Consider the following 14,074-nt stretch of genomic DNA (forward strand, 5'->3'; position numbering starts at 1 on the left):
GCCCGCGTCGGGCCCTGCGAGCCACCGAGTTCGACATGACCCGCACCCATGAAATCCGCCCTGACCTGGACGAAGGCATCGACCGCAAGGTGCTGGCCCAATTGCGCGCGCGCTTCATGGCTCTCAATGAAGGTCGCATGGCTCGTGCCATCGAAGGGCTGACGCCGCGCCAACAAAGCGTGCTGACCCTGCTGCCGCTGTTTTTTCACGTCAATCATCCGCTGTTGCCGGGTTATGTATCGGGCAGTACACCGGCCGGGCTGTCGAATTTCGAGCCCGACGCACAGGCACTCACGGAAGCCCAGCGCCTGACCCGCTCGTTCTCCTACAAGCCGCGCCCGGTCAATCAACCCAAACCGATCCACGGCCTGTTCCTGATGGGCAGCCTCGGCACCCTCGCCCAGGCCGACCAGAGCGACATGGATGTGTGGGTGTGCCACGCTCCCGACCTGGGCGAAAACGCGCTCGCCGAGCTGCGCAAAAAATGCCAACTGCTGGAAGCCTGGGCCCTGGGTATGGGCGCAGAAGCGCACTTCTTCCTGATCGAACCGACGCGCTTTGTGCTTGGCGAGCGCGATACCCAACTCAGCTCCGACGACTGCGGCACGACCCAGCACTACCTGTTGTTGGACGAGTTCTACCGCACAGCGATCTGGCTGGCCGGGCGTACGCCGATCTGGTGGCTAGTGCCGGTGTATGAAGAGACCCGCTACGCGGAATTCACCCACACACTGATCTCCAAGCGCTTCATCCGCGCCGATGAAACCCTCGACCTCGGCCACCTGGCGCGCATCCCTCCCGGTGAATTCATCGGCGCCGGGCTGTGGCAACTGTTCAAGGGCATCGAATCGCCCTACAAGTCGGTACTCAAGCTGCTATTGACCGAGGTCTACGCCAGCGAACACCCGAACGTGCACTGCCTGAGCCTGCGTTTCAAGCGCGCGGTGTTCGCCAACCACATGGACCTGGATGAGCTGGACCCGTACATCGTGGTGTACCGCCGTATCGAGGAATACCTCAAGGCCCGCAACGAACCGGAGCGCCTGGAGCTGGTGCGTCGTGCCCTGTACCTGAAGGTCAACCGCAAGCTCAGCACCGGCCAGCGCGCCACCGGCTGGCAACGCCTGCTGCTGGAGCGCCTGGCCCACGAGTGGGGCTGGGACCAACGCCAACTGGCGCTGCTGGACAGCCGCAGCCAGTGGAAAGTGCGGCAGGTGGCCTCCGAGCGCCGCGCCCTGGTCAGCGAGCTGAACTACAGCTATCGCTTCCTGACCCAGTTCGCCCGCACCGAACAGACGGTCAGCCTGATCAACAAGCGCGACCTCAATGTGCTGGGGCGGCGCCTGTATGCCGCCTTTGAACGCAAGGCCGGCAAGGTTGAATTCATCAACCCCGGCATCGCCCCGGACCTGGCCGAAGACACCCTGACCCTGGTGCAATCGCCCAACCGCAAGGAGCCCGGCCAGCACCACTGGGGCCTGTACAACGGTAACCTCACGGCCCTGGAATGGGAGCACTTCGCGCCGATCAAGCGCAGCCGCGATCTGTTGGAGATGCTCACCTGGTGCCACCGCAACGGCGTCATCGACAGCAGCACACGCCTGGCGCTGCACCCCGGCACCAGCGACATGACCGAGTTCGAGCTGTTCAACCTGCTGGGCAGCCTGCAACAGGCTATCGCCCTGCCCCTGGCGAGCGTGGATGAAGCGCGCCTGCTGCGCTCGGCGGTGCCCGAGGAAGTGTTGCTGCTGATCAACGTCGGGGTCGACCCGCTCAAGCATCATCGCGACCTGAATATCCTGATGACCACCGAGCGCACCGACTCCCTGAGCTATGCCGGTGTGCGCGACAACCTGGTACTGACCCTCGATCAGGTCACGCTCAACAGCTGGAACGAGGTGATGGTGAGCCGCTACGACGGCCCCCATGCCCTGCTCGACTGCCTGCGCGACTACCTCAACCAATTGCCGTCGGATCATCTGCCTCGCCTGCGGGTGCGCTGCTTCTGCCACAATCGTGCGCAGTTCATTGCCCAGCGCGTGGAAGAAATCTTCAACACCGCGCAGCACCTGTTGTTGGGACAAGGCAATCACCGCTACGTGCTCCAGGTGCAGCAGCACTATCACGTGATGGAGTTGATGCCCGGCCAAGCCACCCACGTATCACTGGCGACCCAGGATGCGTTGGTTGCCTACCTCAGCGAAGAACTGGCCAGCTACAGCCCGCTGCATCTGGACGCCATGGCCCTGGAAGACCACGACCTGGCGCTGTTGCTGCCCATGGGCATGGCCGATTGCGTGCAGGTGTTCTACCGGGTCAACGAAGGCAGCGCCGAGCTGTATGTGCTGGATGAATTCAACGCGCTCTGGCAGCAACGCCTGCCGTTTCATGATGAGCAGAGCCTGTTGGCGCCGTTGCAGCGTTTTTTGCAGTCGATCATCTACCGCCGGGAAGCGCTGTCGCCCCTGGACACGCAACAACCGTTGGGTGAGGTGCAAATCCTGTACTACCAACTGTTACCGTCAGGCAACACGCGCGCGCGCGGGGTGGAGTCGCGGCCGGCCCCGCAGAACCCTGCCGACAAACCGTTTTATGACGTGCAGGCGATTATCGGCAAGGCGGCACCGGGCCAGGTGGGCATTACCTTGTACTGCAATCAGCGGGAGTTTTCCGAATTGGAATTCGGCGACCAGTTATTTGCCGTGGTCGCCCAGGAGATCGTCGGTCAACGCCGGGAAACCGAACGCTATCGCTGCTACATCACCGACCTCGACCTGTCGGGCCTGCTCGGTGATGTGCAAAGCCCGAGCAACCTGTACCTGCGCTACAAGGCCGAGCTGGAACAGGCACTCAATGCGGCGTTGAATCAGGTTTAGAGCGGGAAGGCACCGCCGTCTTTGGGCTGGCCTTCAACACTGAGCAGTTCAAGCTTGAGGGTCTTGCCGCCGGGTGCTGGCCAATCAATGTGTTGACCCACCTGCAAGCCGAGCAAGGCACTGCCCACCGGGGCCAGGATCGAGATCTTGCCTGCATCGGCATTTGCATCCTTCGGATAGACCAGGGTCAGGTGGTAGTCCTTGCCGCTGCCTTGCTCACGGCAATGCACGCTGGAGTTCATGGTCACGACACCCGCAGGTACTTCATCGTGACCAACCACATCGTCGGCGCGGTCGAGTTCGGCTTGCAACGCTTCGACGCCGGGAGACTCGTCGCCCAAGCGGTCGATCAGTTGCTCCAGACGCTGCACGTCAAGACGGGTAAGAATGATGGAAGGTGCGGTGGTCATGATTCAGGCAGACTCCTTTTTTCTGCACAAAAAAGCAAAACCCCGCCAGGAAAAGGCGGGGTTCTCACAGGCCTCGATGAGTTGAGGCGTATCCGGACACTACCACAGCACCGTAAATAAACAAGACGGGCTCAAAGCGTGGCCTTGCGTTGCTCGGCCTGGGCCACGATCACTCGGCGCCGCTGATCATCGGCGGAGCGCCATTCACGGATGTCTTCCACATGGCGGAAGCAGCCGAGACAGACTTTTTGCTCGTCAAGGCGACACAAACTGATACAAGGTGACGGCACCGCCGGGCTGACATTACTGAACAGCGGCTTGGGCGGGCGTACGGGCGCAGGCTGGGTCACGGTCAAATCTCGTCGAAATCCAGCTCGGCGCCGGTATATTCGTGGACCAGGCGCGCGAGCATCTCGCCCAGCAACTCCTCACTTTTGTCGCACTGCCATTTGCCGCTTTCTTCGTCGTAGTCGAAGTGAACGCCCCCGGAGCGCGCCGCCAGCCACAGCTGACGCAGCGGTTCCTGACGACTGAAGATCAGCTGCTGGCCGCTCTCGAACTTGACGGTCAACACCCCGGCCGAGTTTTCCAGATCCACGTCCAGGCCGCTGTCGTCGAAAATATCTTCCAGCGCCTGCTGGGTCGCATCCACCAAGTCGTGAAAACGGGCTTCGGTCAAACTCATTGTGGCAACCTCAAAAGTGTCTGGTTTTGCTCAAGCGCCGCACGATACGGGCGAGCCCCGCCGATTGCAAAGGATACCGATTTCAACGCGATTGACGGCGTGAAATATCCTCAACCAGCGTAGTCCGCTTCCCTACCATCTCGGCAAACCCCCGCCGGACGGGTATTTCAGCGCATAGGCAAGCTGGCGGGTGGTCGGTATACTCGGGCGCAATTAATGCATATTCAAGGATTTCGCCATGAAGCGCCTGATCTCTTCCCTTGCTGCGCTCGTCGCGGTCGCTTGCCTCGTTAGTGCCTGTGGTCAAAAAGGCCCGCTGTACCTGCCCGATGACAGCAAAGACCCGAATGAACAGGCGCAATCGTCGCAAAAGCCCTCCAAAGCGCATAAGCACGACACCTACGAATAAGGGAACTCCATGGACGCTTTTAACTACCGGGACGGCGAGCTGTTCGCGGAAGGCGTGGCGTTGTCCGCGATTGCCCAGCGCTTTGGGACCCCGACCTACGTGTACTCCCGTGCGCATATCGAAGCCCAATACCGCTCGTTCACCGACCCTCTCGAGGGCGTACCGCACCTGGTGTGCTACGCCGTCAAGGCCAACTCCAACCTGGGTGTACTGAATGTCCTGGCGCGTCTGGGCGCCGGTTTCGACATCGTCTCCCGTGGCGAGCTGGAACGGGTCCTGGCCGCCGGCGGCCAGGCTGACAAGATCGTGTTCTCCGGCGTCGGCAAGAGCCGCGAAGACATGCGCCGAGCCCTGGAAGTCGGCGTACATTGCTTCAACGTCGAATCCACCGACGAGCTGGAGCGCCTGCAAGTCGTCGCGGCCGAGATGGGCGTTCGTGCGCCGATCTCCCTGCGCGTCAACCCGGACGTCGATGCCGGCACCCACCCGTACATTTCCACCGGTCTCAAAGAGAACAAGTTCGGCATCGCCATTGCCGACGCCGAGGACGTGTACATCCGCGCCGCCCAGTTGCCGAACCTGGAAGTACTGGGTGTCGACTGCCATATCGGCTCGCAACTGACCACACTGCCGCCGTTCCTGGATGCCCTCGACCGCCTGCTGGCATTGATCGACCGCCTGGGCGAATGCGGTATCTACCTGCATCACATCGATCTCGGTGGTGGCGTGGGCGTGCGTTATCGCGATGAAGAGCCACCGGCGATCGCCGACTATATCCAGGCCGTGCGCGAGCGCATCGAAGGCCGCGACCTGACGCTGATGTTCGAGCCAGGCCGCTATATCGTCGCCAATGCCGGCGTGCTGCTGACCCAGGTCGAGTACCTCAAGCACACCGAGCACAAGGATTTCGCCATCGTCGACGCGGCGATGAACGACCTGATCCGCCCGGCGCTGTACCAGGCCTGGATGAACGTCACCGCCGTGACGCCTCGTGACACCCAAGCCCGCACGTACGACATTGTCGGCCCGATCTGCGAGACCGGCGACTTCCTGGCCAAGGATCGTCAACTGGCCCTGGAAGAAGGCGACCTGCTGGCCGTGCATTCGGCCGGTGCCTACGGGTTTGTCATGAGTTCCAACTACAACACCCGCGGACGTACCGCCGAGGTGCTGGTGGACGGTGATCAAGCGTTTGAAGTGCGTCGCCGCGAGACGGTAGCCGAGTTGTATGCTGGCGAAAGCCTGCTGCCGGAGTAAGCCATGCTGCTGCGTTTTACCAAGATGCACGGGCTGGGCAATGATTTCATGGTCCTCGACCTGGTCAGCCAGCACGCACACATCCTGCCCAAGCACGCTAAACAATGGGGCGACCGGCATACCGGGATTGGCTTCGACCAATTGCTGATCGTCGAGGCGCCAAGCAACCCGGAAGTGGATTTCCGTTACCGGATCTTCAACTCCGACGGTTCCGAAGTGGAACAGTGCGGCAACGGTGCCCGCTGCTTCGCCCGCTTTGTGCTGGACAAGCGCCTGACCGCCAAGCGGCAGATTCGCGTCGAGACCAAGAGCGGCGTGATCGAGCTGGATATCCGCAGCGACGGCCAGATCAGCGTCAACATGGGCGCGCCGCGCCTGGTGCCGGCGGATATTCCGTTCCAGGCGACCGAGCAGGCCGCCAGCTACCCGCTGGACGTTGACGGCGAGACCGTCGACATCGCTGCCGTGTCCATGGGCAACCCCCATGCGGTGCTACGGGTCAACGACATCAACACTGCCCCCGTGCATGAACTGGGGCCGAAGATCGAACACCACCCGCGCTTTCCGGCGCGGGTCAATGTGGGTTTCCTGCAGGTGATCGACCGTTCCCGTGCGCAATTGCGCGTGTGGGAACGTGGCGCCGGCGAAACCCAGGCCTGCGGTACCGGTGCTTGCGCCGCTGCCGTGGCCGCGATCAGCCAGGGGTGGATGGATTCGCCCCTGTTGATCGACCTGCCCGGTGGACGCCTGTCCATCGAGTGGGCAGGCCCTGGCCACCCGGTGATGATGACCGGGCCGGCCTCGCGCGTATACGAAGGACAGGTCCGTCTATGAGTGAGCCAAGCCAATGACCGATAAGCCTCAAGTACCCGCACAAGCAACCCCGAGCGAAAGTCTGGAGGCCGCTGCCGTCGCGGCGTACCTTGAGGCTAATCCGGACTTTTTCGTCGAACACGAAGAACTGCTCCCGGCCCTGCGCATCCCCCACCAGCGCGGCGACACCGTGTCGTTGGTGGAGCGACAGATGAAGATCCTGCGCGAGCGCAATATCGAAATGCGCCACAAGCTCTCGCACCTGATGGATGTCGCCCGCGACAACGACCGTCTGTTCGAGAAAACCCGCCGCCTGATTCTTACCCTGATGGACGCCGGCAGCCTGGAAGAAACGGTGATTGCCGTGGAAGACAGCCTGCGCCAGGACTTCCAGGTGCCGTTTGTCAGCCTGATCCTGTTCAGCGACAACCCGATGCCGGTGGGTCGCTGGGTCAGCGGCGGCGACGCGCAAACCGCGATCGGCGGCCTGCTTTCCGAAGGCAAGACCATCAGCGGCACCCTGCGCGAGCACGAGCTGGACTTCCTGTTCGGCGCCGAACAGCGCAAGCAGATCGGCTCTACCGCCGTGGTCGCCCTCAGCCATCAAGGCCTGCACGGCGTGTTGGCCATTGCCAGCCGCGATCCCGCGCACTACAAGAGCTCGGTGGGCACTTTGTTCCTCACCTATATCGCCGAAGTACTGGGCCGCGTCCTTCCGCGCCACACCACCGCCCTGCGCGCGGTGCGCTAGCCATGGAACGGCAACTGGACGCTTACTGCGCTCACCTGCGTAACGAGCGCCAGGTGTCACCCCATACCCTGGAGGCTTACCGACGGGACTTGAACAAGGTCCTGGCGTATTGCGAAAAACAGCAGGTCACCAGCTGGAAGGCCCTGGATATCCAGGGCCTGCGCAGCCTGATCGCACGGCTGCACCAAGCGGGCCAGTCCTCGCGCAGCCTGTCGCGCCTGCTATCGGCGGTGCGTGGCCTGTATCACTACCTCAATCGCGAAGGCCTCTGCGACCACGACCCGGCCAATGGCCTGTCCCCGCCGAAAGGCGAACGACGCCTGCCCAAGACCCTGGATACCGACCGCGCCCTGCAATTGCTCGATGGCGCCGTGGAGGACGATTTCCTCGCCCATCGCGACCAGGCGATCCTCGAACTGTTCTACTCTTCAGGCCTGCGCCTATCGGAGCTGACGGGACTGAACCTCGATCAACTGGACCTGGCCGACGGCCTGGTGCAAGTGCTCGGCAAAGGCAGCAAGACTCGGGTGCTGCCGGTAGGCAGGAAAGCCCGCGAAGCCTTGCAACTGTGGCTGCCGCTGCGCGCGCTGGCCAACCCGGTGGACGACGCAGTGTTTATCAGCCAGCAAGGGCGGCGCCTGGGGCCACGCGCCATCCAGGTACGGGTCAAGGCTGCCGGCGAGCGCGAGCTGGGGCAGAACCTGCATCCACATATGCTTCGGCACTCCTTTGCCAGCCATATGCTGGAATCGTCCCAGGACCTGCGCGCCGTGCAGGAACTGCTTGGCCACTCCGATATCAAGACCACGCAGATCTATACCCACCTGGACTTCCAGCACCTGGCAACGGTCTACGACAGCGCCCATCCACGGGCCAAACGCATCAAGGACGGCGACTCATGAGCATCAAGCTGATCACCTTCGACCTGGACGACACGCTCTGGGACAACGTACCCGTCATCATCAGCGCCGAAGCGTCGATGCGCGAATGGCTGGCCACCCATGCCGCCAAGGTGGGCGACCTGCCCCTGGAGCATTTCGCCAGCCTGCGCCAACAGGTGCTGCAACGGCATCCCGAACTCAAACACCGCATCAGTATCCTGCGCCATCGGGTGTTGATACATGCGTTTGAAGAGGCCGGTTATCCACAGCCTGAGGCCACGGAAATGGCCGATGTGTGTTTCGAAGCGTTCATTCACGCCCGCCATCAGCTCACGCCCTTCCCTGAGGCCGAGCCGATGCTGCAAGCGCTGCGCCAGCACTTTCTGCTGGGTGTGATCACCAATGGCAATGCCGATGTGCAACGTGTTGGCCTGGCGGACTACTTTCACTTTGCGCTACGCGCTGAAGATATCGGCATCGCCAAGCCGGATGCCCGGCTGTTCCAGGAAGCGCTGCAGCGCGGCGGAGTAGATGCCAGTGCGGCGGTGCATGTTGGCGACCACCCCGGGGACGACATTGCCGGGGCGCAGCAGGCGGGGCTGCGGGCGGTGTGGTTCAACCCGTCGGGCAAGGCGTGGGAAGGAGATAAACTCCCGGACGCACAGATTCGCAGCCTGACGGAATTGCCGGCGCTACTTCGTAGCTGGCAGTAATACGGGTGAGAAAAATGTGGGAGGGGGGGGTGACTTGTAGCCGGTTATTACAGGCATGAAAAAACCCGCAGCGACGGCGGGCTTTTTCTTACAAGCAGGTGGCTGACCTTAGATAGGTCGGCTGCCGTACTTGTTATCCGGCTTCTTGGGCGGGTCTGCAACCACATTCGGCTCGACTTCGACCACTTTGCCGCCTTTGGCAAGAAACTCTTCCATCGCACGGGCCAGGGCATCGCGCTCTTTGTTCTTGGCCTCAACGCTCGGCAATTCGTCTACCGAAACAGCAGCCTTGGCTTTGCCTTTGGCAGCTGGAACAGGAGCGTCATCACCACCGTCGTCCTCAGCAACGTCTTCCGCCGCCGCTTCAAGACCTTCTTCGGTGTCGTCTTCGTCACCTACTTCGAGTTCGTCGTTTTCCAGATCATCGTCGCTCATGTTCTACCTCATGACTTGCGAAAAGCAGATTAGTTATAGCCCAGCTTCATCCTCTGTCGAGGTCACCGGGAAAAAATCAACATCCACCGGATAACCAGTGGCTTATGCCCCATCACCGTGCAGGGTGGCGAGGACTTTACGAGCACCGCCATGATCACGGTGCTCGCCCAGATAAACACCTTGCCAGGTCCCTATCGCCAAGCGGCCGGCCTTGACCGGCAAACTCAGCTGGCAGCCCAGGAGACTGGCCTTGAAGTGCGCCGGCAGATCATCCGGACCTTCGTCGTTGTGTTCGAACCCGGCGCGGCCTTGTGGCACCAGCGAGTTGAAAAAACGCTCGAAGTCACGACGAACCGCCGGATCGGCATTCTCGTTGACGGTCAACGAGGCCGAGGTGTGCTGCAGCCACAGGTGCAACAGGCCCACGCGGCAGGCCTTCAGTTCAGGCAAACCGGCAAGCAACTCGTCGGTCACCAGGTGAAAGCCCCGGGGCTTGGCCCGCAGGGTAATCAGGGTCTGTTGCCACATACAGTTCTCCGCCCATCGGCGCGCATTCTAGCGCGCTCTGGGAAAAAACAAAGTGCCGAATACGCCTACATGCCTGTAAGACATTCGCACGCTGGAAAGTGCATGACAAACTCTGCGCAAAAACCGGCACAGCTTGTTATGACTGACAAACGCCAGGCAAAAAAATGCCCGGCAAGCCGGGCATCTTTTTTTCGCGTACTTACAGGTTGTAGCCGCGTTCGTTGTGTTGCGCCAGGTCGAGGCCGACAGCCTCTTCCTCTTCGGTAACCCGCAGGCCCATGACCACATCCAGCACCTTGAGGATGATGAAGGTGACGATGGCGGTATAGATCACGGTGAAGCCGACACCTTTGCACTGGACCCAGACTTGCGCGGCGATGTCAGTCACGGTGCCGAAGCCGCCCAATGCAGGGGCTGCAAACACACCGGTGAGGATCGCACCGACGATACCGCCGATACCGTGCACGCCGAATGCGTCCAGGGAGTCGTCGTAGCCCAGCTTGCGCTTGAGGCTGGTAGCGCAGAAGAAGCAGATAACACCGGCCACCAGGCCGATCACCAGGGCGCCCATCGGGCCAACAGTACCGGCGGCCGGTGTAACGGCGACCAGGCCAGCCACTACACCCGAGGCGATGCCCAGTGCGCTTGGCTTCCCATGAGTAATCCACTCGGCGAACATCCAGCCCAGGGCTGCAGCAGCGGTAGCAATCTGAGTCACCAGCATCGCCATGCCGGCGGTGCCGTTGGCCGCAGCCGCAGAGCCGGCGTTGAAGCCGAACCAGCCGACCCACAGCATGGCCGCACCCACCAGGGTGTAACCCAGGTTGTGAGGCGCCATTGGAGTGGTCGGGAAGCCTTTACGCTTGCCGAGCACGATGCACGCCACCAGACCAGCGACACCGGCATTGATGTGCACCACGGTGCCACCGGCGAAGTCCAGCACGCCCCAGTCCCACAGCAGGCCACCGTTGCCGCTCCACACCATGTGGGCGATTGGCGCATAGACCAGAGTGAACCAGATAGCCATGAAGATCAGCATGGCGGAGAACTTCATGCGTTCGGCGAACGCACCGACGATCAGCGCCGGGGTGATGATGGCGAAGGTCATCTGGAAGGTGATGAACACGGCTTCCGGGAACAGCGCAGCCGGCCCGGTGATGCTGGCCGGGGTCACGCCCGCCAGGAACGCCTTGCCCATACCGCCGAAGAAGGAGTTGAAGTTGACCACACCCTGTTCCATACCGGTGGTATCGAACGCGATGCTATAGCCGTAGACAACCCACAGGATGCTGATCAGGCCGGTGATGGCGAAGCACTGCATCATCACCGACAGAATATTTTTGGAGCGCACCATGCCGCCGTAGAACAGCGCCAGGCCTGGAATGGTCATGAACAGCACCAGCGCGGTGGATGTGAGCATCCAGGCGGTGTCACCGGAGTTGAGGACTGGAGCAGCCACTTCGTCTGCCGCCATAGCCAGGCTTGGCATTACGATGGACAACAGGGCTCCGAGCCCTGCGAATTTACGCAGAGTCATATTGTTTTCTCCTGGGGCGTTGGGGTTTGGCGGCTTAGATTGCGTCGGTATCGGTTTCGCCGGTACGGATGCGAATAGCCTGTTCCAGATTGACCACGAAGATCTTGCCGTCACCGATCTTGCCGGTGTTGGCGGCCTTGGTTATCGCCTCGATAACCCGGTCAAGATCCTTGTCGTCAATGGCGACATCAATCTTCACCTTCGGCAGGAAATCGACTACATATTCCGCGCCGCGATACAGCTCGGTGTGACCCTTCTGCCGACCGAAGCCCTTGACCTCAGTAACGGTAATGCCCTGCACGCCGATCTCGGACAACGACTCGCGTACATCGTCCAACTTGAACGGCTTGATGATGGCAGTGACTAGCTTCATGAAAACTCTCTCCCGAATTGGTGGACTTGCCCCAGGAAAACAAACCCGTCTCAAGTCTAAGCGCAGTGCCTGGCTTTGTAACGCATCGTCGCAAGGGCAGTTGCCATTGCGACGCCAGCGAACCACTGGTGACGAAACCTGTACCCCTGATCCGTCGGCGCACTGCATTCGTCACAGCGACTGCATCAGTGCATGGGTCATGATCGTCTAAGCAGAAACCTTGCCAGCTCCGTAAAAACCACTGAAATCAGTCCTTTGCTCACCCAGGCCCACCAACGGGGCCATCCGGCGCCTGCAATGCGCACGAAAACGGTGCATCACCGCCCGGCCTGATGCGCGAAAAGCGTGCGACCCAGGCCGTGAAAAAGACTATAGACGCTGCGTGATACACTGCCCGCCAACAGTTTTCCGGAATATTTCCCATGCTCGCGCCCAAAGACCTCCTCGACGCCCTGAGCGGCCACGCCTCTCGCCTGTTCAGCGGCGACACCCCGCTGCCCCGCAATGAAATCGAAAGCCAGTTCAAGGCCTTGCTGCAAAGCGGTTTCAGCAAGCTCGACCTGGTGAGCCGGGAAGAGTTTGATAGCCAGATGGTGGTTCTCGCCCGCACCCGTGCGCGGTTGGAGAGCCTGGAAGCGAAAGTCGCAGAGCTGGAAGCGCGGTTGACCCCTCCTGCCGAATAAATGCGCTCAGTGTGGGAGGGGGCTTGCTCCCGATGGCGGTGTATCAGCCAGAATCAATGCTGACTGACCCCCTGCTATCGGGAGCAAGCCCCCTCCCACATTTGCTCTACCTTTTGCTCTGGATACGTTCTGTAAAACCTCCCCGCCTCGCTCTTCCCTACCTCGTCTACCCTTGAAAAACCGCAGGAAGCGGCCTCCCCTTTCAAGGAACGAGCATGTCCCTCGCAATCGTCCACAGCCGCGCCCAGATCGGCGTCGAAGCCCCTGCCGTCACCGTTGAAGTGCATATGGCCAATGGTCTGCCGTCCCTGACGCTGGTGGGCCTGCCCGAAACTGCGGTCAAGGAAAGCAAGGATCGCGTGCGCAGTGCCATTCTCAACTCTGCGCTGCAATACCCCGCTCGCCGTATCACCCTCAACCTCGCGCCCGCCGACCTGCCCAAGGACGGCGGGCGTTTTGACCTGGCGATTGCCCTGGGGATCCTGGCGGCCAGTGTGCAGGTGCCGGCGTTGACGCTCGATAATGTGGAATGCCTGGGGGAGTTGGCGCTGTCCGGCGAGGTGCGGGCGGTAAAAGGCGTGTTGCCGGCCGCGCTGGCGGCGCGCAAGGCCGGGCGCACCGTGATAGTGCCGCGAGCGAATGCCGAAGAAGCGTGCCTGGCGTCGGGGTTGAAGGTGATTGCGGTGGACCACCTGTTGCAAGTGGTGGCGCACCTGAATGGACATGTGCCGATCGAGCCTTACACGTCCGATGGCCTGCTGTACTTGAACAAGCCCTATCCGGACCTGAGTGAAGTCCAGGGCCAGCTCGCGGCCAAGCGAGCGTTGCTGATCGCGGCAGCGGGCGCGCATAACCTTTTGTTCAGCGGGCCGCCCGGCACCGGCAAGACGTTGCTCGCCAGCCGCCTGCCCGGTTTATTACCGCCGTTGAGCGAACAGGAGGCGCTGGAGGTTGCCGCGATTCAATCGGTTGTAAGTCTGGCGCCGCTGAGCCATTGGCCCCATCGACCGTTTCGTCAACCGCATCACTCGGCATCCGGCCCGGCACTGGTGGGCGGCGGCTCGAAACCACAGCCGGGAGAAATCACCCTGGCTCATCATGGGGTGCTGTTCCTGGATGAGCTGCCGGAATTTGATCGCAAGGTGTTGGAAGTGCTGCGTGAGCCGCTGGAGTCGGGGCATATCGTGATTTCCCGTGCTCGCGACCGAGTGAGTTTCCCGGCGCGCTTCCAACTGGTCGCGGCGATGAACCCCTGCCCTTGCGGTTACATGGGCGAACCCAGCGGGCGCTGTCGCTGTACGCCGGAGCAGATTCAGCGATATCGCAACAAGCTCTCGGGGCCGCTGCTGGACCGGATTGACTTGCACCTGACCGTGGCGAGGGAAACGACGGCACTGAACCCGATCCAACAGGCGGGCGAGGATACCGCCCATGCCTCAGCGCGGGTCGCCCAGGCTCGCGAGCATCAGCAAAGGCGCCAGGGCTGTGCGAATGCCTTTCTTGATCTGCCGGGGCTGCGCGAGCACTGCAAGCTCGCGAAGGTGGATGAAAGCTGGCTGGAAACGGCCTGTGAACGACTGACCCTATCGCTGCGCGCGGCCCATCGACTGCTCAAGGTGGCACGCACCCTGGCGGATCTGGATCAGGTAGAGACCATCACCCGCGACCACCTGAAAGAGGCCCTGCAATACCGCCCGGCGGCGATCACTTAAACTTGGCGCAA

The 14,074-nt window shown here is 61.7% G+C and carries 16 protein-coding genes; 9 read left to right on the plus strand and 7 right to left on the minus strand.

The window, feature by feature from the left end; translation table 11 throughout:
• The first annotated feature begins 35 nt into the window (after positions 1 to 35).
• Positions 36 to 2,876 carry a class I adenylate cyclase gene (locus AC07OT_RS09835; protein WP_495107976.1) on the plus strand — a complete coding sequence of 947 codons (2,841 nt, stop codon included), beginning with the start codon at positions 36 to 38 and terminating at the stop codon, positions 2,874 to 2,876.
• Here the strand turns inward: AC07OT_RS09835 and rnk are convergent.
• The 3 genes from rnk to cyaY all read right to left on the minus strand — a co-directional run bounded on the left by rnk (position 2,873) and on the right by cyaY (position 3,971).
• A complete protein-coding gene (gene rnk / locus AC07OT_RS09840) occupies positions 2,873 to 3,286 on the minus strand; it encodes a nucleoside diphosphate kinase regulator (RefSeq protein WP_115485496.1) in 414 nt (137 codons plus the stop codon). The two genes, AC07OT_RS09835 and rnk, sit on opposite strands and share 4 nt — an antisense overlap.
• A gap of 131 nt (positions 3,287 to 3,417) precedes the next feature.
• A complete protein-coding gene (locus AC07OT_RS09845) occupies positions 3,418 to 3,636 on the minus strand; it encodes a DUF1289 domain-containing protein (protein ID WP_115485699.1) in 219 nt (72 codons plus the stop codon).
• Between the two features lie 2 nt (positions 3,637 to 3,638).
• Entirely contained in the window at positions 3,639 to 3,971 is a 333-nt protein-coding gene (gene cyaY / locus AC07OT_RS09850) for an iron donor protein CyaY (protein ID WP_027608321.1), read from the minus strand.
• A gap of 238 nt (positions 3,972 to 4,209) precedes the next feature.
• Here cyaY and lptM point away from each other — a divergent pair, with 238 nt between their 5' ends.
• Genes lptM through AC07OT_RS09880 form a run of 6 tightly spaced genes read left to right on the plus strand, consistent with a single transcriptional unit; the run spans position 4,210 to position 8,795 of the window.
• Positions 4,210 to 4,380 (plus strand): LPS translocon maturation chaperone LptM, encoded by a 171-nt coding sequence (gene lptM / locus AC07OT_RS09855; RefSeq protein WP_010207449.1) that lies wholly within the window; start codon positions 4,210 to 4,212, stop codon positions 4,378 to 4,380.
• Between the two features lie 9 nt (positions 4,381 to 4,389).
• Positions 4,390 to 5,637 carry a diaminopimelate decarboxylase gene (gene lysA, locus AC07OT_RS09860; RefSeq protein WP_495107977.1) on the plus strand — a complete coding sequence of 416 codons (1,248 nt, stop codon included), beginning with the start codon at positions 4,390 to 4,392 and terminating at the stop codon, positions 5,635 to 5,637.
• A 3-nt stretch (positions 5,638 to 5,640) separates the two neighbouring features.
• Positions 5,641 to 6,471, plus strand: a complete 831-nt coding sequence (dapF, locus tag AC07OT_RS09865) for a diaminopimelate epimerase (RefSeq protein WP_495107978.1) — start codon at positions 5,641 to 5,643, stop codon at positions 6,469 to 6,471.
• Positions 6,472 to 6,484: 13 nt separating this feature from the next.
• The gene (locus tag AC07OT_RS09870) at positions 6,485 to 7,201 is read left to right on the plus strand and encodes a DUF484 family protein (protein ID WP_115485494.1); all 717 of its coding nucleotides are present in this window, start codon (positions 6,485 to 6,487) and stop codon (positions 7,199 to 7,201) included.
• Positions 7,202 to 7,203: 2 nt separating this feature from the next.
• The gene (gene xerC / locus AC07OT_RS09875; protein ID WP_495100833.1) at positions 7,204 to 8,103 is read left to right on the plus strand and encodes a tyrosine recombinase XerC; all 900 of its coding nucleotides are present in this window, start codon (positions 7,204 to 7,206) and stop codon (positions 8,101 to 8,103) included.
• Complete coding sequence (locus AC07OT_RS09880) at positions 8,100 to 8,795, plus strand: HAD family hydrolase (protein WP_115485492.1); 696 nt, start codon at positions 8,100 to 8,102, stop codon at positions 8,793 to 8,795. Before xerC ends, AC07OT_RS09880 begins: the two co-directional genes overlap by 4 nt.
• Before the next feature lie 108 nt (positions 8,796 to 8,903).
• On the opposite strand, the gene sutA is transcribed toward AC07OT_RS09880, so the two are convergent.
• The 4 genes from sutA to glnK all read right to left on the minus strand — a co-directional run bounded on the left by sutA (position 8,904) and on the right by glnK (position 11,668).
• Positions 8,904 to 9,230 carry a dormancy-specific transcriptional regulator SutA gene (gene sutA, locus AC07OT_RS09885; protein WP_027608315.1) on the minus strand — a complete coding sequence of 109 codons (327 nt, stop codon included), beginning with the start codon at positions 9,228 to 9,230 and terminating at the stop codon, positions 8,904 to 8,906.
• Between the two features lie 102 nt (positions 9,231 to 9,332).
• A complete protein-coding gene (locus AC07OT_RS09890) occupies positions 9,333 to 9,758 on the minus strand; it encodes a secondary thiamine-phosphate synthase enzyme YjbQ (protein WP_065938004.1) in 426 nt (141 codons plus the stop codon).
• A 199-nt stretch (positions 9,759 to 9,957) separates the two neighbouring features.
• The gene (locus AC07OT_RS09895; RefSeq protein ID WP_495107979.1) at positions 9,958 to 11,295 is read right to left on the minus strand and encodes an ammonium transporter; all 1,338 of its coding nucleotides are present in this window, start codon (positions 11,293 to 11,295) and stop codon (positions 9,958 to 9,960) included.
• A gap of 34 nt (positions 11,296 to 11,329) precedes the next feature.
• Entirely contained in the window at positions 11,330 to 11,668 is a 339-nt protein-coding gene (glnK, locus tag AC07OT_RS09900; RefSeq protein WP_002555808.1) for a P-II family nitrogen regulator, read from the minus strand.
• 422 nt (positions 11,669 to 12,090) lie between these two features.
• Here glnK and AC07OT_RS09905 point away from each other — a divergent pair, with 422 nt between their 5' ends.
• Entirely contained in the window at positions 12,091 to 12,351 is a 261-nt protein-coding gene (locus AC07OT_RS09905) for an accessory factor UbiK family protein (RefSeq protein ID WP_027608312.1), read from the plus strand.
• Between the two features lie 215 nt (positions 12,352 to 12,566).
• On the plus strand, positions 12,567 to 14,063 hold the full coding sequence (locus tag AC07OT_RS09910; protein WP_495107980.1) for a YifB family Mg chelatase-like AAA ATPase: 1,497 nt from the start codon (positions 12,567 to 12,569) through the stop codon (positions 14,061 to 14,063).
• Positions 14,064 to 14,074: the final 11 nt, after the last annotated feature.

Source organism: Pseudomonas sp. GW821-FHT09C10 (genome assembly GCF_059418085.1).

Coding starts and splice junctions, on each gene's coding strand:
- lysA (WP_495107977.1), top strand. CDS start 4,390: ATGGACGCTTTTAACTACCGGGACGGCGAGCTGTTCGCGGAAGGCGTG.
- glnK (WP_002555808.1), bottom strand. CDS start 11,668: ATGAAGCTAGTCACTGCCATCATCAAGCCGTTCAAGTTGGACGATGTA.
- AC07OT_RS09835 (WP_495107976.1), top strand. CDS start 36: ATGACCCGCACCCATGAAATCCGCCCTGACCTGGACGAAGGCATCGAC.
- AC07OT_RS09880 (WP_115485492.1), top strand. CDS start 8,100: ATGAGCATCAAGCTGATCACCTTCGACCTGGACGACACGCTCTGGGAC.
- lptM (WP_010207449.1), top strand. CDS start 4,210: ATGAAGCGCCTGATCTCTTCCCTTGCTGCGCTCGTCGCGGTCGCTTGC.
- AC07OT_RS09910 (WP_495107980.1), top strand. CDS start 12,567: ATGTCCCTCGCAATCGTCCACAGCCGCGCCCAGATCGGCGTCGAAGCC.
- AC07OT_RS09890 (WP_065938004.1), bottom strand. CDS start 9,758: ATGTGGCAACAGACCCTGATTACCCTGCGGGCCAAGCCCCGGGGCTTT.
- AC07OT_RS09905 (WP_027608312.1), top strand. CDS start 12,091: ATGCTCGCGCCCAAAGACCTCCTCGACGCCCTGAGCGGCCACGCCTCT.
- dapF (WP_495107978.1), top strand. CDS start 5,641: ATGCTGCTGCGTTTTACCAAGATGCACGGGCTGGGCAATGATTTCATG.
- cyaY (WP_027608321.1), bottom strand. CDS start 3,971: ATGAGTTTGACCGAAGCCCGTTTTCACGACTTGGTGGATGCGACCCAG.
- sutA (WP_027608315.1), bottom strand. CDS start 9,230: ATGAGCGACGATGATCTGGAAAACGACGAACTCGAAGTAGGTGACGAA.
- xerC (WP_495100833.1), top strand. CDS start 7,204: ATGGAACGGCAACTGGACGCTTACTGCGCTCACCTGCGTAACGAGCGC.
- AC07OT_RS09895 (WP_495107979.1), bottom strand. CDS start 11,295: ATGACTCTGCGTAAATTCGCAGGGCTCGGAGCCCTGTTGTCCATCGTA.
- AC07OT_RS09870 (WP_115485494.1), top strand. CDS start 6,485: ATGACCGATAAGCCTCAAGTACCCGCACAAGCAACCCCGAGCGAAAGT.
- rnk (WP_115485496.1), bottom strand. CDS start 3,286: ATGACCACCGCACCTTCCATCATTCTTACCCGTCTTGACGTGCAGCGT.